The 18,828-nt window shown below is 71.7% G+C and carries 17 protein-coding genes; 7 read left to right on the top strand and 10 right to left on the bottom strand.

Annotated elements, in window-relative coordinates:
- Genes DEJ23_RS04545 through DEJ23_RS04530 form a run of 4 tightly spaced genes read left to right on the top strand, consistent with a single transcriptional unit; the run spans position 1 to position 4,272 of the window.
- Entirely contained in the window at positions 1-969 is a 969-nt protein-coding gene (locus DEJ23_RS04545; RefSeq protein WP_111239088.1) for a carbohydrate ABC transporter permease, read from the top strand.
- On the top strand, positions 966-1,787 hold the full coding sequence (locus DEJ23_RS04540) for a carbohydrate ABC transporter permease (protein WP_111239087.1): 822 nt from the start codon (positions 966-968) through the stop codon (positions 1,785-1,787). The genes DEJ23_RS04545 and DEJ23_RS04540 overlap by 4 nt, the downstream gene beginning before the upstream one ends.
- Positions 1,784-2,620, top strand: coding sequence for a nitrilase-related carbon-nitrogen hydrolase (locus DEJ23_RS04535; protein WP_220034185.1), 837 nt, complete (start codon positions 1,784-1,786; stop codon positions 2,618-2,620). Before DEJ23_RS04540 ends, DEJ23_RS04535 begins: the two co-directional genes overlap by 4 nt.
- Positions 2,617-4,272 carry a glycoside hydrolase family 13 protein gene (locus DEJ23_RS04530; RefSeq protein ID WP_111239086.1) on the top strand — a complete coding sequence of 552 codons (1,656 nt, stop codon included), beginning with the start codon at positions 2,617-2,619 and terminating at the stop codon, positions 4,270-4,272. The genes DEJ23_RS04535 and DEJ23_RS04530 overlap by 4 nt, the downstream gene beginning before the upstream one ends.
- A 75-nt stretch (positions 4,273-4,347) precedes the next feature.
- On the opposite strand, the gene DEJ23_RS04525 is transcribed toward DEJ23_RS04530, so the two are convergent.
- Positions 4,348-5,226 carry an SMP-30/gluconolactonase/LRE family protein gene (locus DEJ23_RS04525; protein ID WP_181429113.1) on the bottom strand — a complete coding sequence of 293 codons (879 nt, stop codon included), beginning with the start codon at positions 5,224-5,226 and terminating at the stop codon, positions 4,348-4,350.
- 152 nt (positions 5,227-5,378) lie between these two features.
- Between DEJ23_RS04525 and DEJ23_RS04520 the strand changes: the two genes are divergently transcribed.
- A complete protein-coding gene (locus DEJ23_RS04520) occupies positions 5,379-6,746 on the top strand; it encodes a lytic polysaccharide monooxygenase (RefSeq protein ID WP_111239084.1) in 1,368 nt (455 codons plus the stop codon).
- 135 nt (positions 6,747-6,881) lie between these two features.
- On the opposite strand, the gene DEJ23_RS04515 is transcribed toward DEJ23_RS04520, so the two are convergent.
- Positions 6,882-7,673: an SDR family NAD(P)-dependent oxidoreductase gene (locus DEJ23_RS04515; protein ID WP_111239083.1), complete on the bottom strand. Its 792-nt coding sequence runs from the start codon at positions 7,671-7,673 to the stop codon at positions 6,882-6,884.
- Positions 7,674-7,798: 125 nt separating this feature from the next.
- On the opposite strand from DEJ23_RS04515, the gene DEJ23_RS04510 reads away from it, so the two are divergent.
- Positions 7,799-8,302 (top strand): MarR family winged helix-turn-helix transcriptional regulator, encoded by a 504-nt coding sequence (locus DEJ23_RS04510; protein WP_111239082.1) that lies wholly within the window; start codon positions 7,799-7,801, stop codon positions 8,300-8,302.
- A gap of 60 nt (positions 8,303-8,362) precedes the next feature.
- On the opposite strand, the gene DEJ23_RS04505 is transcribed toward DEJ23_RS04510, so the two are convergent.
- The 4 genes from DEJ23_RS04505 to DEJ23_RS04490 all read right to left on the bottom strand — a co-directional run bounded on the left by DEJ23_RS04505 (position 8,363) and on the right by DEJ23_RS04490 (position 11,137).
- Positions 8,363-9,037 (bottom strand): signal peptidase I, encoded by a 675-nt coding sequence (locus DEJ23_RS04505; RefSeq protein WP_258375247.1) that lies wholly within the window; start codon positions 9,035-9,037, stop codon positions 8,363-8,365.
- An 83-nt stretch (positions 9,038-9,120) separates the two neighbouring features.
- Positions 9,121-10,008, bottom strand: coding sequence for a hypothetical protein (locus DEJ23_RS04500; protein WP_111239081.1), 888 nt, complete (start codon positions 10,006-10,008; stop codon positions 9,121-9,123).
- Complete coding sequence (locus tag DEJ23_RS04495; RefSeq protein WP_220034184.1) at positions 10,005-10,532, bottom strand: SipW-dependent-type signal peptide-containing protein; 528 nt, start codon at positions 10,530-10,532, stop codon at positions 10,005-10,007. The genes DEJ23_RS04500 and DEJ23_RS04495 overlap by 4 nt, the downstream gene beginning before the upstream one ends.
- 56 nt (positions 10,533-10,588) lie before the next feature.
- Positions 10,589-11,137, bottom strand: coding sequence for an alternate-type signal peptide domain-containing protein (locus DEJ23_RS04490; protein ID WP_111239079.1), 549 nt, complete (start codon positions 11,135-11,137; stop codon positions 10,589-10,591).
- A 271-nt stretch (positions 11,138-11,408) separates the two neighbouring features.
- Between DEJ23_RS04490 and DEJ23_RS04485 the strand changes: the two genes are divergently transcribed.
- A complete protein-coding gene (locus tag DEJ23_RS04485; RefSeq protein ID WP_111239078.1) occupies positions 11,409-13,319 on the top strand; it encodes an ABC transporter ATP-binding protein in 1,911 nt (636 codons plus the stop codon).
- A gap of 60 nt (positions 13,320-13,379) precedes the next feature.
- Here DEJ23_RS04485 and DEJ23_RS04480 read toward each other — a convergent pair whose 3' ends face one another.
- From DEJ23_RS04480 to DEJ23_RS04465, 4 genes are all read right to left on the bottom strand, one after another.
- Positions 13,380-15,479, bottom strand: a complete 2,100-nt coding sequence (locus DEJ23_RS04480) for a beta-galactosidase (RefSeq protein ID WP_111239281.1) — start codon at positions 15,477-15,479, stop codon at positions 13,380-13,382.
- Between the two features lie 80 nt (positions 15,480-15,559).
- Positions 15,560-16,459: a carbohydrate ABC transporter permease gene (locus tag DEJ23_RS04475; protein ID WP_111239077.1), complete on the bottom strand. Its 900-nt coding sequence runs from the start codon at positions 16,457-16,459 to the stop codon at positions 15,560-15,562.
- Positions 16,456-17,409: a carbohydrate ABC transporter permease gene (locus tag DEJ23_RS04470; protein ID WP_258375246.1), complete on the bottom strand. Its 954-nt coding sequence runs from the start codon at positions 17,407-17,409 to the stop codon at positions 16,456-16,458. Before DEJ23_RS04470 ends, DEJ23_RS04475 begins: the two co-directional genes overlap by 4 nt.
- Before the next feature lie 11 nt (positions 17,410-17,420).
- The gene (locus DEJ23_RS04465) at positions 17,421-18,812 is read right to left on the bottom strand and encodes an ABC transporter substrate-binding protein (protein WP_220034183.1); all 1,392 of its coding nucleotides are present in this window, start codon (positions 18,810-18,812) and stop codon (positions 17,421-17,423) included.
- Between the last annotated feature and the right edge of the window lie 16 nt (positions 18,813-18,828).

The following is an 18,828-nucleotide window of genomic DNA, read 5'->3' as shown; positions in this document are numbered from 1 at the left end:
ATGGCCACCGCACTCGCCGCACGGGGCGAGGACCGAGGAGCCGTCCGGGCGACGCGACGCACACGTCGCCCGGCGGCATCCCGCCTCAGCTGGTCCTCGCTGCTCTACGTCGCCCCGGCCCTCGCCTTCTTCGTCGTCTTCGTGGTCGTCCCGATCGGGCAGTCGGTCCGCATCTCCTTCTACGACTGGGACGGCATCAGCGTCGCCACCCCGGCCGGGTGGTCGAACTACGCCGCGGTGTTCGCGGACCCGGACCTCCGCGAGGCGCTGGCCCACTCCCTCGTCCTGCTCGTCTTCTACGCGGCGCTCCCGGTGCTCGTCGGCCTGCTGCTCGCCGGCGCGATGTCCCGCATCCGGATCCACGGCCTCACCGTGTTCCGCGCGGTGCTGTTCCTGCCACAGGTCCTCTCGAGCGTCGTCGTCGCGGTGGCGTGGCGCGGGATCCTCGCCGACGACGGCCCGGTCAACGGAGCGCTCCGTGCCGTCGGGCTGGGCGGGCTGACCCACACCTGGCTCGGCGACTTCGACACGGCACTGCCGTCCATCGGCCTCATCGGCACGTGGGTGGAGTACGGCCTCTGCATGGTGCTGTTCCTCGCCGGCATCGCCACGATCGACCGGTCGCTGTACGAGGCCGCGCGGCTCGACGGCGCCGGCGCGTTCCGGGAGTTCACCGCCATCACCCTGCCGGCGCTCCGCCCGCAGATCTCGATCGCGCTCATCCTCACCATCACGTTCGCGCTCCGGAACTTCGACCTCATCTGGAACACGACCCGCGGGGGCCCGGGGACCGCGACCACCGTGCCGAGCGTCTTCGTCTACCAGGACGCCTTCCAGGACCGGGCCCTCGGCCAGGCGTCGGCGCTCGCGGTCGTCCTCACCGTGCTCATCCTCGTGGTCGTCGGCATCGTGCAGCTCGCGCTGCGCGAACGTCCGGACCGTGACCGTCGGAAGGGAGTCCGCGCATGAGGGTCACCCGCACCGAGTCGGCGCTGACGCACGCCGTCCTCGTCGTCGCCGCACTGGTCGCCGCGTTCCCGCTGGCGTCGGTCGTCGTCACCTCGCTGGGCGGTGGACGGACGGGAGGCGCGGGGAGCGCCGGCAGCGGCGGCTTCGGCAACTACGTGGCCGCGTGGACGCAGGGCGGCTTCGGTTCCGCCCTCGTCTCCAGCGCGGTCGTGGCGATCACCGTCGTGCTCGTCACCGCCGTGGTCGCGTGCCTCGCCGGGTACGCGCTCGCCCACATGCGTGTGCCCGGGGGCCGCATCCTGCTCGGCCTGCTGCTCGTCGGACTCGTGCTGCCGTACGAGGTCACGGTGCTGCCGCTGTACCAGATGCTCGCGGGCTGGGGCCTCGTCGACACCTACTGGGCGCTGATCCTCCCGCAGGTCGGGTTGTCGATCCCGCTCGGCGTCTTCTGGATGCGGTCGTTCTTCGCGTCCGTGCCCGTCGAGCTGCTCGAAGCGGCCCGCATCGACGGCGCCGGACGCTTCCGCATCCTGCGTGACGTCCTCATGCCGGTCGCGATGCCCGCCGTCGCCACCCTCGCGACGATCCTCTTCCTGTTCACGTGGAACGAGTTCCTGCTCGCGCTGGTGCTCGTCCCGCAGAACGAGGCCGTCCAGACGGCGCCGCTGTCCCTGTCGTTCTTCTCCGGCGCCGAGCGCGGCGCGCAGCCCGACGTCACCGCAGCGGCCGCCGTGCTCGTCGCCCTGCCGATCGTCATCGCGTACGTCGTCCTGCAGCGCCGGCTCATCACCGGCCTCACCGAGGGAGCCGTCAAGTGAGCGGGATCGCCCGTGTCCGGTGCGACCAGGTCGCCCCCGTGCTCGGCGAGGTCGCGGGCAACTCCGCCCTGGTCGTCGCGTCGGTCGAGCGCGCACTGGCCGATCGCGTCGACGTGCTCGTCCTGCCCGAACTCGTGACGAGCGGGTACGTGTTCCGCGACCGCGACGAGGCGCTGCACGCGGCGATCACCACCGACGACCCCCTGTTCGCCCGGGTCCGTCGGCTCCTCGACGGCACCGACACCGTCGTCGTGTTCGGGTTCTGCGAACGACAGGACCAGCGGGTGCGGAACAGCGTCGCCGTCGTCGACGCGACTGGCGTCCGCGCCGTGTACCGGAAGACGCACCTCTGGGACCGTGAGACCCTCGTGTTCGACGCCGGGGACGACGCTCCCCCGGTCGTCGACACCGTGCACGGGCGCATCGGCGTGCTCGTCTGCTACGACATGGAGTTCCCCGAGATGCCCCGCATGCTCGCCCTCGCCGGCGCCGACCTCATCGCGGTCCCGACGAACTGGCCCGTGGGCGAGCACCCCGAGCGCGACCGCGTCGCCGAGGTCATCGCCGCCCAGGCCACCGCCCGCGGCAACGGCGTCTTCATCGCCTGCTGCGACCGCGCCGGCACCGAGCGCGGGCAGGACTGGAACGAGGCGAGCGTCATCGTCGACCAGTTCGGCTGGGTCGTCGCCGAAGCGCCTCCGGGGGCCGGCACCACAGCCGTCACCGCCGACGTCTTCCCGACACTCGCGCGGGACAAGTCGACGAGTCCGCACAACGACTGGCTCGGGGACCGCCGCCCCGCGCTGTACGAACGGGAGGTCCCGCGCGCATGACCCACGACCACGACTGGTGGCGCACCGCCGTCATCTACCAGGTGTACCCGCGGTCCTTCGCAGACCGCGACGGCGACGGCACCGGCGACCTGCCCGGCATCGCCGCGCGGCTCGACCACGTCGCCGCGCTCGGCGCCGACGCGATCTGGTTGTCCCCGTTCTACCCGTCGCCGCAGGCGGACGGCGGCTACGACGTCGCGGACTACCGGGACGTCGACCCGGTGTACGGAACCCTCGACGACGCGGACGCGCTCCTGGAGCGCGCGCACGAGCTGGACCTGCGCGTGATCGTGGACCTGGTGCCCAACCACTGCTCCGACCAGCACGAGCTGTTCCAGCGCGCGCTCGCCGCGCCTCCCGGCAGCCCGGAACGGGGCATGTTCCACTTCCGCGACGGACGTGGGCCAGGTGGCGACGAGCCACCGAACGACTGGGAGTCGATGTTCCAGGGCCCGGCATGGACCCGCGTGGCCGAGGCCGACGGCCGACCCGGACAGTGGTACCTGCACCTGTTCGCGCCCGAGCAGCCGGACTGGAACTGGGACGACCCGCGCGTGCACGCCGAGTTCGAGACGACACTGCGGTTCTGGCTCGACCGCGGGGTCGACGGGTTCCGCGTCGACGTCTGCGACGCCATCGTCAAGGCACCCGGGCTGCCGGACTGGCCGCACGCCACCCACGGCGTCATCGAACCGGTCGACGGCGTCATGCCGCCGATGTGGGACCAGGAGGGCATCCACGACGTCTTCCGCGCCTGGCGGCGGGTCCTCGACGAGTACGAGGGCCAGCGGATCCTCTGCGCCGAGGCGTGGCTGCCGCCCGAGCGCGCCGCGCGGATCGTCCGCCCGGACGAGATGCACCAGGCGTTCAACTTCGCGTACCTGTCGCTGCCGTGGGACGCCGACGCGATCCGCGCCACCGTCGACACCAGCCTCGCCGCGAACCACGCGGTCGGTGCTCCGACGACCTGGGTGCTCTCGAACCACGACGTGATGCGGCACGCGAGCCGCTTCGGCTACGACGGGCCGGTCGAGCTCGAGTCGGGCGTCGGTGCGGACGACCCGCAGCCGGACCGCGACCTCGGCCTGCGGCGAGCCCGTGCCGCGACGCTCCTGATGCTCGGGCTCCCCGGGTCCTCGTACCTGTACCAGGGCGAGGAGCTCGGTCTGCCGGAGGTCACGACGCTTCCCGACGACGTGCGGCAGGACCCGGTGTGGGAGCGGTCCGGGCACACCACCCGCGGGCGGGACGGCTGCCGGGTGCCGATCCCCTGGACGGCCGAGGAGCCCGCGTTCGGCTTCGCCTTCGGAGCCGCCGCGGACACCTGGTTGCCGCAGCCCGACGACTTCGGCACCTTCGCCGTCGACGTCCAGCACGACGACCCGCGGTCGACGCTCGCGATGTACCGCGCGGCACTCGTGGTCCGGCGCGAGCACGACCTCGGCGCCGGCGAGCTGCACTGGCTCGAGGACCTGACGGTGCCGGGCGCCGGGGTGCTCGCGTGGTCGAACGGGTCGGTCGCGGTCGTCGCCAACACCGGCGCCGAACCCGTCACGCTGCCGGACGGTGACGTGCTGGTCGCGTCGGTGCCGGACGCCGTGCGGGACGGGATGCTGCAGCGGGACGCGGCGGTCTGGGTGCGGTTGCGGTAGGCGCGCACCGGCCTGCGACGTGACGGACGTCAGGCGCGGTGCCAGCTGGCGCCGCGCCTGACGTCCGTCACGCGGTCACGGGCCGGGGACCGTGACGCGGACCGCGCTGATCCGGCCGGCGCGGGTGCGCGCCGTGGTCTCCGGGTCGTAGCTGTCGGCGGTGGCGAGGTACAGGGTCCGCCCGTCCTCGCCGCCGAGCGCGCAGTCGATCGCGCACAGTCCGGGGGCGTCGATGCGGTCCGTGACCTCGCCGCCCTCGACCACGCGGAGGAACTCCCCCGTGTCGACGGAGCAGACCCAGATCGCACCCTCGGCGTCGACCGTGCTGCCGTCCGGCGTGACGCCGTCCGGCAGGGCGGCCCACTCGCGTCGTCCGCTGAGCGACCCGTCCGCCTCGATGTCGAAGGCGGTCAGGCGGCCACCCCAGGTCTCGCTGACGACCAGGGTGCGCGTGCCGGGCAGCACGTTGGCGCTGTTCGGGAACACCAGACCGTCGGCGGCGAGGCGGGAGGACCCGTCCGGGTCGACGACGTACAGCGGTCCGGGGCGGGGCTCCTCCCCGCCGTAGAGGTCGTACCCGAAGGCGCCGACGTAGGTGCGACCCGTCGCTTCGTCGACGACCAGGTCGTTGAGGAGCGAGGACTCGACCGACGACAGGTCGGCGAACACCGCGTTCGTGCCGTCGGGGCCGACAGCCTGGATCGTCCGCGAGTTCATCGCGCTGACGACGAGCCGACCGTCCGACAGCCAACCGAGGCCCGACGACTGCCCGTCGATCGTCGTCTCGAGCCGGGGCGCGACGTCCGACCGGGGGTCGACGACCGCCGGGTCGATCGAGAAGACCTCACCGGTGTGCATGTCGGAGTACCAGAGTCGGCCGTCGTGCCAGCGGTTGCCCTCGGGGAACCGGATGCCGGAGACGACCTCGGTCGCGGAGTCGATGGTGGTGTGCACCGTTCCAGCCTGCCAGCACCGTGCACCCCACGGTCGCGGTCGGGCCGCTGTCACCGCGATGTCGACGTTCGGCGACGTGGCCCGGCCGCCCGGCTCTGGGATGTTGCTGGCAGGCGGGTTGCCCCCGCACGACCACGACAGAACGGATCACCATGCGTCCCCACAAGCACGTCACACTCCTGTGTGCCTCGGCCGCCGTCGCGATCGGCGCGGCCGCCCTCGCTCCGTCCGCCGCGTTCGCGCACGGCTTCGTCGGCGACGACTCGGGCGACCCCACCCACACGCTGACCGCGCGGGTCGCGATGCAGGCGAACGGCGACATGGGCGGCGCCCAGTACGACCCGCAGAGCCTCGAGGCGCCGAAGGGCTTCCCGGCCGCCGGTCCCGCGGACGGGCACCTCGCCTCCGCCGGCCACACCGAGTGGTCGGTACTCGACGAACAGGGCGAGGACCGCTGGCAGAAGAACGTCGTCGAGCAGGGCGACGTCACCGTCAACTGGACGTACACCGCGCCGCACAAGACCTCGCAGTGGCGCTACTACATGACGAAGGACGGCTGGGACCCGAACGACGCCCTCGACCGCGACGACCTCGAGCTCATCGAGACCGTCGAGCACGACGGCTCCGAGGCGTCGAACAACCCGTCGCACGAGATCACGATCCCGTCCGACCGCGAGGGCTACCACGTCATCTACGCCGTGTGGGACGTCGCCGACACCGCGAACGCGTTCTACAACGTGATCGACGTCGACGTGCAGCCCGGCGACGGCGAGACCCCGGAGCCCGTCGAGGACACCGAGGCGCCCGGTCTCGTGCCGGACGCCGCGGGCCGGGCTGTCAGCTCGACCGAAGCCGAGATCACCTGGGGTGCCGCGTCCGACGACCGCGGGGTCGCGCGCTACCAGGTCGTCCGACTCGGCGCGACGGAGGGCGACTTCCAGGTGGTGAAGGAGGTCTCCGCGACCGGACGCTCGGCGCGACTGACCGGCCTGCAGCCGGGCGAGGTCTACTCCTTCGGCGTCCGCGCCGTCGACGCGGCCGGCAACGTCGGCCTCGCGCACACGATCCTGACCGTGCGGATGCCCGAGCAGGCCGCCGCCCCGGCCGCGCCGAAGCACCTGCACGACATGGGTACGACCGAGTCCACCGTCGCACTGATGTGGACCGCGGGCGACGACACCGAGGGCGTGCGCTACGAGGTGTTCCGGGACGGCGACAAGGTCGGCGAGACCGGTGCGACCGACTTCGTCGACGTCGGACTCCGGGCGGGCTCGCGCCACGAGTACACCGTCCGGGCCGTGAACCTCGACGGCATCGCCTCCGCGATGTCGAACAGGCACGTCACGACCACGAAGGGCGACGCCGCGTCGGAGTACCCGACCTGGGACGCGCACGCGGCGTACACCAAGGGCGACCGCGTCACCCACGGCGGTTCCGTGTACGAGGCCGTGCAGTCCTACCAGGGCCACGGTGACCCGAACTGGATCACCGCGCCCTCCCTCTGGAAGCCGGTCAGCTAGCGGCGGACCCCGTCCCGCACCGCTGATGGACTGGAGGCGCGGTGCCAGCTGGCGGCGCGCCTCCCGTCCGGCGTCTGGTGACGGCCGGCCGGGTCGCCCGGGCTCCTGGCGCCGACCTCCGGACCGGTGCGACCACTACAGGAGACCGGTGAGGACCCCGCCGTCCACCCGGACCGCCGCTCCGTTCGTCGCGGATGCCACGGGGCTGGCGAGGTAGGTGACGAGGGCGGCGACCTCGTCCGGCGCGATGAACCGCTCGAGGAGCGTGGTCTGGTTCTGGCCGATGACCGCCTGCTGCACCGCGTCGACGGGGAGCGACCGGTCCGCCGCGATCGCCTCCACCGTCGACGCGACGCCGTCCGAGTACGTCGGCCCGCCCAGCACGGTGTTGACCGTGACCGCCGTTCCACGCGTGCGCTTTGCGAGGCCGTTGCCGAGCGCGATCATCGCCGCCTTCGTCACGCCGTAGTGCACCATGTCCGCCGGCACGTTCACGCCGGACTCGCTGCTGACGAACACGATGCGCCCCCACCCCCGGTCGAGCATCCCGCCGAGCAGGTGCCGCGACAACCGGACGCCACTCATCACGTTGACGGCGAAGTACCGCTCCCAGTCCTCGTCCCCGATCGACTCGAAGTCGGCGAGGCCGAACAACCCGACGTTGTTGACCAGGACGTCCACGTCGTCGAGCATCCCGAGCAGCCGGATGACGTCCTCGGGGCGCGCGAAGTCGGCGGCGATCCCGGAGGCGTCGACGCCCGGACGCTCTCGTCTGAGGCGGTCCACGGCGGCATCGACACGCACGCGCTCCCGGCCGTTGACGACCACCCGCGCACCCTCGGCGGCGAGCGCGGAAGCGATCGCGTACCCGATGCCCTGCGTCGATCCGCTGACGAACGCTGTCTTGCCCTGGAGTTGCAGGTCCACGAGTCCTCCTTCTTCGTCTCGCACCGGGGCGGCACGAGGTCGACCAGGCCCGATGACTTGCCTGAGCAAGTGACCCTACGGGTTGTGACTTGCCCAGGCAAGTCACGAGCCGTAGGATCGAGGGCATGCCGGAGCCAGGGATCAGTGGCGAGCAGCTCGAGGTCTGGGCCGCGGTCGCGACGATGCTCGAACGCCTGCCGGCCGCACTCGACGCGCAGCTGCAGCGGGACAGCGGGCTCACCCACTTCGAGCACGGCGTGCTCACCGCCCTGGACACCGCGCCCGACCGGACGCTCCGGATGAGCACACTCGCCGGGTACGCGCACTCGACGCTCTCACGGCTGTCCCGAGCGGTGACGAGGCTCGAGCGGAAGGGGTGGGTGCGCCGAGTGGTCGACCCGACGGACGGACGCTTCACGCTCGCGACGTTGACCGGCGACGGGCACGAGAAGGTCGCGGCGTCCACGCCGGCGCACCAGGCGCTCGTCCAGCGGTTGGTCTTCGACACGATCAGCCCGGCACAGGCGCGCCAGCTCGGCGTCATCGCCAGGAGGATCGCGGACGCCGTCGACGCCGCGCCGTCGTGGAAGCCCCCACACCGCGCAGCGCCCCTGCGGCGCGACGGCTGAACCCGAGCCCACCGGCCATCAGGCGGGCCGGTCGATCGTCACCGTCAGCTCTGCCCGCCGTCAGCGCGGGCGTTCGGGCGAACTGCCCGATGACGGGTCGATCACCGTCCTCCCGACCGGGCGCGCAGCGGCACCGGACGTTGTGCCGCTCCGACGTCGGCCCCGCTGCAGCCCACGAGCCCGCCGCTCCCGACGTCTGCGCACCGCCCCCGCCACGCCGAGCACGACGAGCAGCGCCCCGTACACGATGAGCCCTCCGGCGACGGTCGGGACGAGCCACCCGCGGGAGGCGTTCACGAGCTGGTTGGCGTACCCGAGCCCCGGAACGCTGTACCAGACGACGCCGCGCACCTGCGCCGGGACGACGGGCCGGGCGTCGGCGACCGGGTTCGCGTCGCCCTGCAGGACGAGCCGTGGCGAGCCGTCGGCCGCGGCGGTGACGGAGACGACCCGGTGGGTCACCACGGCGGGCTCCCCCGAGGCGATCTGGTACGTCACGACGTCCCCGACACGGATGTCGTCGAACGGGGTCGGACGGACGACGACGAGCGTTCCGGGTGGGAGCGTGGGCTCCATGGACTCGGTCAGCACCGTCAGCGGGACGGACCCGGTCGCCTTCGGCACCACGACGAGCACGACCGCGAGCGCCGCGAGCAGGAGGACCGCGCCGGTGCCGATCCCGAGCACCAGGGCGTGCAACACCGCGCGCCAGCCCCGGCCGGGGGCTGCTGCCACCCGTGCCGGTGCGTGGCGCGCGCGCGGTGCTGCACGGTGGCCGACGGCGCGATGCACCGGGTGCCGGTGCAGGGTGCCGCTGCTCACGCGCCGCACCGGAGGGCAGGGGAGCCCGTCGACTTCGTGTACCGCGTGATGGTGCCGGTGCCGGCGACGGTCGCGGTGGGCTCGCCTCCGGCGTCGAGTGCCCTGACCGTGACGGTGAGCGGACCGTCCGTCGACGTCGGGAGCTGTTCCGGCGCGAGGTCGATCTGGTGCCAACTCCCCGTCTGCGACTCACCGACCCCGACGTCTCCGATGTACGCCCGGTACAGCGTGTCCCCGTCGCGGTAGGGGTCGTCCCAGCTGAGGAGGACGTAGTTGTCGTCGGTCCCTTCCGTCGTGCAGGTCAACGTCGGATCGGCGGTCCCCGTGTTGAGGGAGAAGGAGCTGGTGGCGGTGGTGCTCGTCCAGCTCCCGACGGCGACCGTCAGCTGGAGGCGTACGTGCGCGGTCGCCACGGCGGGCGCAGCGTCGGTGACGGTGCTGCGGACGCACCACACGGCCGAGGCGCCGGCTGCGAGCCGGCTCGTCATGCTCGGCAGGGAGGCCCAGGTCCCGTCGACCGCGCCGGCACCGACGGCCGCGTCCGTCGAACAGGACACCGGGTCCGCCACGGGCCACGCGTCGACCGCGACGGCCTGCGCCAGGGCGCTCGAGCTGCCGTTGACGACGGACACGGCGGTCGAGGTGGTGCCGGCGAGCGTCCCGGCGTTGCGGAGCGTGACCGGGATCGTGGTCGACGGCATCTCAGCGGAGAAGGTCGTGGTCAGCGCATTGGTGCCGCCGAGCGCGGCGGCCGTCTTGCCGATGACGGCGCTCGAGGTGGCCGCGCCGGTGGTGGTCCACAGCGCCCAGGCCGTGGTCGACCCCACGGCGATGGTGACGAGGGTCGCGAGCAGGACCGCGATGACGCGGACCGGGGCGGTCACGGTCCCACCTGTGTTCCGGTGACCGTCACCGTGAAGTCGGTGACCGCGCCGGCGACGGACTGCGGTGCATCGCTGTCGAGGACGACCTCGACGCAGGCAGTCGCGGTCACACCGCGCGGGAGGGTGTAGTACCCGCTGCCGGTGTCGAAGTCCGCCAACCGTTGGGTCGCCCCGCCGACACCGGACCGGCACGCCGACGCGGAAGCGACCGCATTCAGGCGCATCGTGAGCTCGGCGAGCACCGCGTCCGGGGTCGTGCCGTCCGCGTACGCCACCTTCGTCGACGTGACCGCGACGCGCATGGACAGCGGCACCGTGCCGGTGTTGCGCACCGTGAACGTCCCCGTCGTGCCGACCCCGGGCCCGATCACGGACGCGTTCATCGCGGAGAGCTGGCTCACCGCGATGGTGGCGGTGCCGGACCGGACGGTGGACCCCGAGGTGGACGCCGCGCTGGTCCAGAGGGCGTTCGTCCCGCCGGTGCCGAGCAGGCCACCGAGCACGACGGCGAGCAGGAGCGGCACGGCGAGGAGGGCCGGCCGCCGCCGATCACCCCCGCGGTGCCGCCCCCGCCGGGTCATCAGGACTCGATCGGCTTCTGCGTCAGCGTGAAGGTCAGGCCGCTCAGGTCGATCGACTGAGCCTTGCCGGTCGTGACCTCGGAGGACAGCCCGATCGTGTACGTGACGTCGAGCACGGAGGTGCCCTCTGTCGGCGTCACGGTCCAGGCGGTCCGACCGGCGGGCTGCAGCGAGGCGCTCTCCGAGGCAACGGTGAGCGACTGCTCCGCAGCGGCGACCAGCTCGTCGTCACCCGTGATGCTCTGAGGCGCCCAGGTCAGGTCTGCGGTGAGGTCGTCGCCGGTGGCTTCGACGTCCATCGTCTGGTGGAACTGGTACAGGTTGCCGGGCACCATCCGGACGGCCGAGATGTCGATCACGTCGGAGCGGCCGTTCGTGATGTCGGTCCAGACGCCGTCCGGGTTCGCGGAGAGGGTGAGCGTGCCGGAGTCGACGGTCGCGGGCGGGACGCTCGCGGTGTCGTTCCAGAGGGCGAAGCTCCCGGCGCCGCCGAGGAGCAGGGCGATGCCAGCCGCGCCGGCGATCGTGCCGGTGACGATCTTCTGCATGAGGTTTCCGTTCGGTTCGGGTTCGCGGAACTCCTGGAAGCTACCGGTCCCCCATAGTGCGGACACGGGTGTCATCCGATTCCTTCACCCCCAGAACGAGGGACCTTCACGTCGACGCTTCCCGCGCCCGGTACGGCCTCCGGAGCTTCGGGGCGGGCATCCGTCAGGGGTCCCGCCGTATCCTGACTCCCTGCCCGCCGCCGACGGGAACGACCCCGAGCGCGGCCGCCCCGACGTCCGCGTCGGGCCCGTCGCCACGGAAGGAACCGCCATGAGCATGGAAGGCGCGGCCTGGAGCTCGCTCTACAAGATCTCGACCGCCAAGGACGGCGGTCGCGGATTCTCGCGCGAGTCCCTCCGCCGGATCATGACGTTCGCCGTGCCGTACCGGGTGCAGCTCGTGGTGTTCATCGCGCTGTCCGTCGTCGGGGCGTTCCTCGCGGTCGCGACACCGGTGCTCGCCGGTCAGGTCGTCGACGTCATCGCCGCCGACGGTGCCGTCTCCACGATCGTCTGGCTGGCCCTGGTCATCGCGCTCGTGGCCGTCGCCGACGCCGCCTCGTCGCTGCTCACCCGCTGGTACTCGGCGCGGATCGGCGAGGGCGTGATCCTCGACCTCCGCACCGCCGTGTTCGACCACGTGCAGAAGATGCCGATCGCCTTCTTCACCCGCACCCGCACGGGCGCCCTCGTCAGCCGGCTCAACAACGACGTGATCGGCGCGCAGCAGGCCTTCAGCGGCACGCTCTCCGGCGTCGTCACGAACTCCGTGGCGCTCGTGCTCACCCTGGTCGTCATGCTCAGCACGTCGTGGCTCGTGACGGTCATCGCCGTCGTCATGCTCCCCGTCTTCCTCATCCCCGCACGGCGGATGGGCAGCCGCCTCGCCGCACTCCGCCGCGAGGCCGCCGACCACAACTCCGCGATGAGCACACAGATGACCGAGCGCTTCTCCGCGCCGGGCGCCACCCTCGTCAAGCTGTTCGGTCGCCCCGACGAAGAGGCCGAGGAGTTCCGCGTCCGCGCCGCGCGCGTCCGCGACATCGGCGTCCGCACCGCGATGCTGCAGTTCGTCTTCGTCACCGCGCTCATGCTCGTCTCGGCGCTCGCCCTCGCGCTCGTCTACGGCCTCGGCGGCGCGCTCGCGCTCGGCGGCCGGCTGAACACGGGTGACGTCGTCACCCTCGCGCTGCTGCTCACCCGCCTGTACGCACCACTGACCAGCCTGGCGAACGCCCGCGTCGAGATCATGAGCGCCGTCGTCAGCTTCGAGCGCGTCTTCGAGGTGCTCGACCTCCGGCCGCTCATCCAGGAGAAGCCCGACGCCGTCGCCCTGCCCGACGGCCCGGTCGCGGTCGAGTTCGACGACGTGCGGTTCGCCTACCCATCGGCCGACAAGGTCTCCCTCGCCTCACTGGAGGAGGTCTCCACACTCGACACCCGCGGCGGCGACGAGGTCCTGCACGGCGTCTCGTTCCGCATCGAGCCGGGGCAGACCGTCGCCCTGGTCGGTTCCTCCGGCGCGGGCAAGTCCACGATCGCGCAGCTGCTCGCGCGCCTCTACGACGTCGACAGCGGCGCGGTCCGCCTGGCGGGGACGGACGTGCGCGACGTCACCTTCGAGTCGCTGCGCCACACGATGGGCATGGTGACGCAGGACGGCCACCTGTTCCACGAGACCATCGGCGCCAACCTCCGGCTCGCCCGGCCCGAGGCCACCGACGACGAGGTCTGGGACGCCGTGCGACGTGCGCGCCTCGAGCCGCTCATCCGATCACTGCCCGACCAGCTCGACACCATGGTCGGCGAGCGCGGCTACCGACTGTCCGGCGGCGAGCGCCAGCGCATGACCATCGCCCGGCTCCTGCTCGCACAGCCCCGTGTCGTGATCCTCGACGAGGCGACGGCGGCGCTCGACTCCACGTCCGAGGCCGCCGTGCAGGCCGCCCTGAGCGAGGCGCTCGACGGCAGGACCGCGATGGTGATCGCGCACCGGCTGTCGACCATCCGGAGCGCGGACCTCATCCTGGTCGTCGAGGACGGGGCGGTCGTCGAGCGCGGGACGCACGACGAGCTCCTGGCGGCCGGCGGTCGGTACGAGGAGCTGCACCGGACCCAGTTCGCGGTGCAGGCGGACCAAGCGCCGGACCCGCAGCCGGCGCGCGAGGGCGGCGTCCGCTAGCGACGGACGGGAGGCACGGTGCCGGCTGGTGCCGCGCCTCCCGTCCGATGGCACCCGCGACTAGCGCACCGCCAGCACCCGCACGTCCCACGCGCCGAGCGTCAACTCGGTCCCGGCGGACAGGGCAGTTCCACTCGTCACGTCCTCCGCGTCCGCCTGCACCGTGTAGGTGCTCGGCGTCCACGACCAGTTGTGCACGACGTGGACGGTCTCGCCGCGGGCGTTCGTGGCGCTCTGCACCGACTGCGTCCCGGTCTGCGGCAGCCAGGCCGTCGACCCGCTCCCCTGCTCGACCGCCCAGGCGGCGATCGCAGCGGCGAGCGCCGGGTCCGGCACCGTCCCGACGTAGGTGACCCGCCCCGCACCGTGTGCACGGGTGGTCACGGCGGCGAAGCGCCCGTGGTGCGGGTGGTCGTAGCCGACGAGCACGTCGGCGTCGTCGACGAGCAGCCCGTCCGCCCACCGGGTCGCCGTCGCGCCGGTCGGCACCGCGAACCCGTGCGTCGCCGCAGCTGGACCGGCGGACACCGGGACACGACGTCCGAGGTTGCTGAACTCGTCGTAGTGCACGCCGGCGGCGACGTCGAGGAAGGCCGGCTTGCGCTCGAGTCGGGCTCGGGCCTCCTGGTCCTCGTAGCCGGTGCGGATCCCGACGACCAGGTGCCCGCCGGCGGCGGCGTAGTCCGCGAGCCACTGCAGCTGGGCGTCGGTCGCGATGGTGAAGGCCGCCGCGACGAGCACCGGACGCTCCCGGGCGAACGCGGCGGGGTCGCGGTCGAACACCTGCGACGGGTGCACGGTGTTCGCCTGGAGTCCGGCCTCGAAGACCCCCCGAGCGAACGCGTCGTACACGGTCTGCCACGAGCGCCGGTCGGGCTCCGGACCGTCGCCGAGCGCGGGGTGCTCGTTCAGCGCCCACTTCGACTCGTTCGAGAAGAGCAGGGCGACGTCCGCGTGCGGCCGGAGCCCGGCGACCCGGTCCCCCGCGTGCTGGAACTCGGCGCCGATGCGGGCGATCTCGTCGTACGTGCGGCCCGGCTGCTGCGAGTGCGGCAGCACCCCGCCCCAGTAGGTCTCGACCCCGAAGTGCAGCGTGTGCCAGTGCCAGTACTCGATCATCGATGCACCGCGGGAGACGAGCGCCCAGGCGGCCTGCCGCCACTGGCCCTCGTAGGCGGGTTCGTTCATCCACGAGAAGCCGATCGCCTGCGCGTTCGTCTCGGTCACCAGGAACGGGGCCTGCTTCGACCCGTACATCCGGTCGCCGGTCGCCACGACGGACCACGCGCCGGAGGACGTCCAGTACTGCGGCGCCTCGTCGGTGTTCGGCAGCTCGAGGGCGTCCTGCATGCGGTAGTACGGGTTGCCCGCCGTGACGTCGAGGGACCGGGTCAGGGCGTCGTCCTCCACCGTCGGTCGCTCGTACGAGATGCACGTGGTGACGAACTGGTCCTCGCGGGCGTACTCGCGGACGATCTCGGCCTGCCAGGCGATGAAGTCGGTCGTGAGGGACGCCTGGAACCGGCGCCACGCCAGGTCGTACTGCGGCTGGACGTTGCCGTCCGGCGTCCAGAGGTCCGCCCAGGTCGACAGGCGGTGGGACCAGTAGGTGAGGCCCCACTCCTCGTTGATCCGCTCGACGCTGCCGTAGGTGTGGCGGAGGTGGTCGACGAAGCGCTGGAAGACCTCCGGGTTGGCGATGAGCTCGTTGCCCGGCTCGTTGTCGACCTGGTAGCCGATGACGGCCGGGTGCTCGGCGTACCGCGCGAGGATCTTCCGGATGACCCGCTCGGCGTGGAAGAGGAACGCCGGGTGGGCGTGGTCGATCTCCTGGCGGGCGCCCCAGCCGATCGGCTCCCCCGCGGTCCGGCGTCGCACGTTCACCTCGGGCACGATGCGGGCGAGCCACATCGGCAGCGCGTAGGTCGGCGTGCCGAGGATCACGCCGATGCCGTGCTCGTGGGCCGCGTCGAGCACGGGCGCGAGCCACTCGAGCTCGAACCGGCCGTTCTCCGGCTCCCAGGTGCTCCAGACGGACTCGCCGACCCGGATGACCGAGAAGCCGGCCTCCTGCATGAGGCGCATGTCCTCGTCGAGCCGTGGGGTGGGCTGGTACTCGTGGTAGTACGCGGCGCCGAAGAGGACGCGGTCGTGCTGCATGGTGCTGGGTGCTCCGTTCGTGGTGCGGTGGGTCAGAGGGCCGGGGTCGGCGGATGCGGTCCCGGCTGGCGTGAAGTCGTTCATCCCTTCACCGCTCCCGCGGTGAGGCCGTCGAGCAGCTGCTTCCGGAGGAGCAGGAAGACGAGGATCGTCGGCACGCTCGCCAGCACGGCGCCGGCGAGCACCAGGTCGTACGACCGGTTCTCCGAAGCGAAGATCGCGTTCAACCCGAGCGGCAGCGTGTACTGGTCGGAGTCCGACACGAGCACGAGGGGCCAGAGGAACGAGTTGTAGCTCTGCAGGAAGCTCCACACGGCGAGCGCCCCGAGGGACGGCCGGAGCAGTGGGAGCACCACCCGACGGAACGTCCCGAACTCCGAGTTGCCGTCGATGCGCGCGGCCTCGATGATCTCGTCCGGGATCGACTGGGTGATGAACTGCTGCATCATGAAGATCCCGAACGCCGGCGCCACCCACGGCACGATGAGCGAGAACCAGGGGTTCGCGAGCCCCGACTTCACCACGAGGATGAAGAGCGGCACGAGGATCACCGCGAACGGGACCGAAAGCGACGAGAACATCACCGCGAACAGGACCCGCTTGCCGCGGAACCGGAACTTCGCGAACCCGTACCCGGCCATCGCGCAGACGAAGACCGACACGACGGTGGCGATCACGGCGGTGCCGACGCTGATGCCGAACCAGGCCCAGAACGGCTGCGTCGTGAGCAGGTTCACGTAGTTCTCGCCGGTTGCCGAGCTCGGGACCAGCGTGGGCGGCGTGGAGAAGATGTCGCCACGACGCTTGAAGGAGCCCGACAACGCCCAGAGCAGCGGGAACACGAACACGAGCAGCAGCACCACGAGCGTGGCGTAGAGCAGGCCGCGGCGGGCGATCCACCCGGGGGTGCGCGGCGGGCCGGACCGGGGACGGCGTGCGCTGCCCCCGGTGGTCACGGCCTCGGTGACGGTGGCGGTCATGCGTCCCTCCCGATGGCGAGTGCGCGGTTGAGGATCTGGCTGACGCCGAACACGACGACGAACAGGACGACGCCGGCGGCGGCCGCGTAGCCGAACTGCTGCCGTTCGAAGGCGGCGCGGTAGATGAACATGGCGACGGAGAGCGTCGCCTCACCCGGACCGCCCCTCGTGAGCAGGTAGGGCTCGTCGAAGAGCTGCGCGGCACTGATGAAGCTCGTCACCACCACGAAGGCGGTGACCGGGCGGATCGCCGGCAGCGTGACGTTCGTGAACTTCCGGAAGGTCCCGGCCCCGTCGAGCGAGGCGGCTTCGTACTGCTCCGGCGAGACGTTCTGCAGCGCGGCGAGGAAGAAGATCGTCAGGTAGCCGACCGTGCGCCAGAGCAGCACGAAGCCGATCGCGACCTTCGCGAGCGTCGGGTCGCCGAGCCAGTCGGTGTTCGGCAGCCCGAACAGCGCCTTGAGCGTGGCGTTGAGCAGCCCGTAGTTCGTGTCGAACACCAGGCTGTAGATGAGCGCGATGACGATCGGCGACAGCACCATCGGGATGAAGAAGGTCACGCGGAACAGGTCGCGCGCTCGGAGCCCCTTGGCGTTGAGCGCCTGCGCGACGAGGAGCGAGACGGGCACGATGACGAACACGGCGATGAGCGTGTAGATCAGCGAGTTCACCAGGGCCGTGCCGAAGCTCGTGTCCCGGAACAGGTTCGCGTAGTTCCGCAGCCCGACCCAGTTCGGTGAGCCGAGACCCACCCACTCGGTGAGCGACAGGTACACGGCGGCGAGCACCGGCACGATCATGAACAGGGCGTACAGCACGTAGAACGGCGCGATGAACAGGTACGGGGCGCTGCCGCCGTTGGTGTTCAGTCGACGGCGACGGCCGGCCGGTGGGTAGGCAGCGCCGCGGGTTGCGGAGACCGGGATGCCGGTGGCGGTGGATGTGGACAACGTCGTCCTCCTCAGGCGCGGGTCTGACCGCGGAAGTCGGCCGCAGCGGCGTCGAGCGCCTGCTTCGGGGAGATCTGGCCCTTGTAGGCCTTGATGAGGTAGCCGCTCAGCACGGTCTGCAGGATCGCGGCGTTCGCACTCTGGTGCTGCGAGGGCACGTCGTCGATGACCGACCTGTAGACGCCGAACAGCTGCTGCCCACCGAAGTACGGGTCGCTCAGCGCTGCGAGCCTCGGGTCGTCGTACACCGAGCGGAGGGTCGGCAGGTACCCGAGGTCCTCGTACCGCTTCACCTGCTGGTCGGGGTCGAGGTACGCGGCGAGCACGAGGTCGATGCCGGCCTGCGTCAGCGGCTTGTCTCGGAGCACCGCGAAGCCCGTCCCGCCGCCGACGCTCGTGGTGCTGCCGCCGCCGGCGAACCGCGGCAGGTTGCGGACCCGCCACTTGCCCTCCTGCTCGGGCACGTTGGGCTTGATGCCGTAGCTCGCGTACCAGGAGGGCATGTCGACCGCCAGGATCGTCCCGCCCTTCAGCCCGGACTGCAGGCTCGGTCCGTACATGTCGGCGACCGTGGCGATCGCCCCGGACTGCACGCCGTCGACCAGGAACTGCAGGGTGCGCTCGGCCTCGGGCGTCTGGATCGCGATGTCGCCGGACTCGTCGTACAGGTCGCCGCCACGCTGCAGCAGCAGGATCTGGTAGCTCTGCAGCGTGCCGCCCGGGTCGGTCACCGCGACCGCGTGCAGCGAGACGCCCTTGCTCTCGTTGAGCTTCGCGCCGACCTCCATCGTCTCCTCCCACGTGTTCAGGTCGTCGGGGATCCCGAGCTCGCGGAACCGATCGGCGCGGTGGTAGTAGACGCACAGCGGGGTGTCCGAGTCGAGCGCGTACAGGCGGCCGTCCTTCGAGAACGGCGTCAGGCGCGCCTGGATCAGGTCGTCCTGCTTCGATGCGACCGACGGCGACAGGTCGCTCAGCAGCTCCCTCGCGATGTCGCCGCGGAGCATCCGGCAGAACGCGCCGATCTCCAGGCCCGCGACGTCCGGCGTCCCCGTCCCCGCCACCGCCTGCGCGATGACCTTCGTCGGGATGTCCGCCGCTGCGATGGTGGTGATGTCGAGGGCGTAGTCGAAGCGGGACCTCCGGTCGGCGACGGGCAGCGCCTCGGTGAAGAACTTCTCGTAGCCGGGGTCGTGCGTCCAGAAGGACAGATCCGCCCTGCCCGAGCGGACCGCCGCGGTGGACTGCGGCGAGCAGGCGGCGAGCAACCCGCTCAGTGCGAACGCGCCGCCGGCGGCGGCACCCCAGCGGAGCAGGTCGCGTCGGCTCGGTCCACGGTGTCCGTCCCGGCCGGGAGGCGCGGCTCCCGTCGTTCCGGGGGGTCGTGTTGGTACTGGGGTCACGTGCTGACTCCTGACG

Source organism: Curtobacterium sp. MCSS17_008 (assembly GCF_003234185.1).
GTDB lineage: Bacteria > Actinomycetota > Actinomycetes > Actinomycetales > Microbacteriaceae > Curtobacterium.
This window is presented reverse-complemented; position numbering and strand designations above follow the sequence as displayed.

Coding starts and splice junctions, on each gene's coding strand:
- DEJ23_RS04510 (WP_111239082.1), top strand. CDS start 7,799: ATGCCGGAGCCAGGGATCAGTGGCGAGCAGCTCGAGGTCTGGGCCGCG.
- DEJ23_RS04485 (WP_111239078.1), top strand. CDS start 11,409: ATGAGCATGGAAGGCGCGGCCTGGAGCTCGCTCTACAAGATCTCGACC.
- DEJ23_RS04480 (WP_111239281.1), bottom strand. CDS start 15,479: ATGCAGCACGACCGCGTCCTCTTCGGCGCCGCGTACTACCACGAGTAC.
- DEJ23_RS04530 (WP_111239086.1), top strand. CDS start 2,617: ATGACCCACGACCACGACTGGTGGCGCACCGCCGTCATCTACCAGGTG.
- DEJ23_RS04545 (WP_111239088.1), top strand. CDS start 1: ATGGCCACCGCACTCGCCGCACGGGGCGAGGACCGAGGAGCCGTCCGG.
- DEJ23_RS04490 (WP_111239079.1), bottom strand. CDS start 11,137: ATGCAGAAGATCGTCACCGGCACGATCGCCGGCGCGGCTGGCATCGCC.
- DEJ23_RS04475 (WP_111239077.1), bottom strand. CDS start 16,459: ATGACCGCCACCGTCACCGAGGCCGTGACCACCGGGGGCAGCGCACGC.
- DEJ23_RS04520 (WP_111239084.1), top strand. CDS start 5,379: ATGCGTCCCCACAAGCACGTCACACTCCTGTGTGCCTCGGCCGCCGTC.
- DEJ23_RS04540 (WP_111239087.1), top strand. CDS start 966: ATGAGGGTCACCCGCACCGAGTCGGCGCTGACGCACGCCGTCCTCGTC.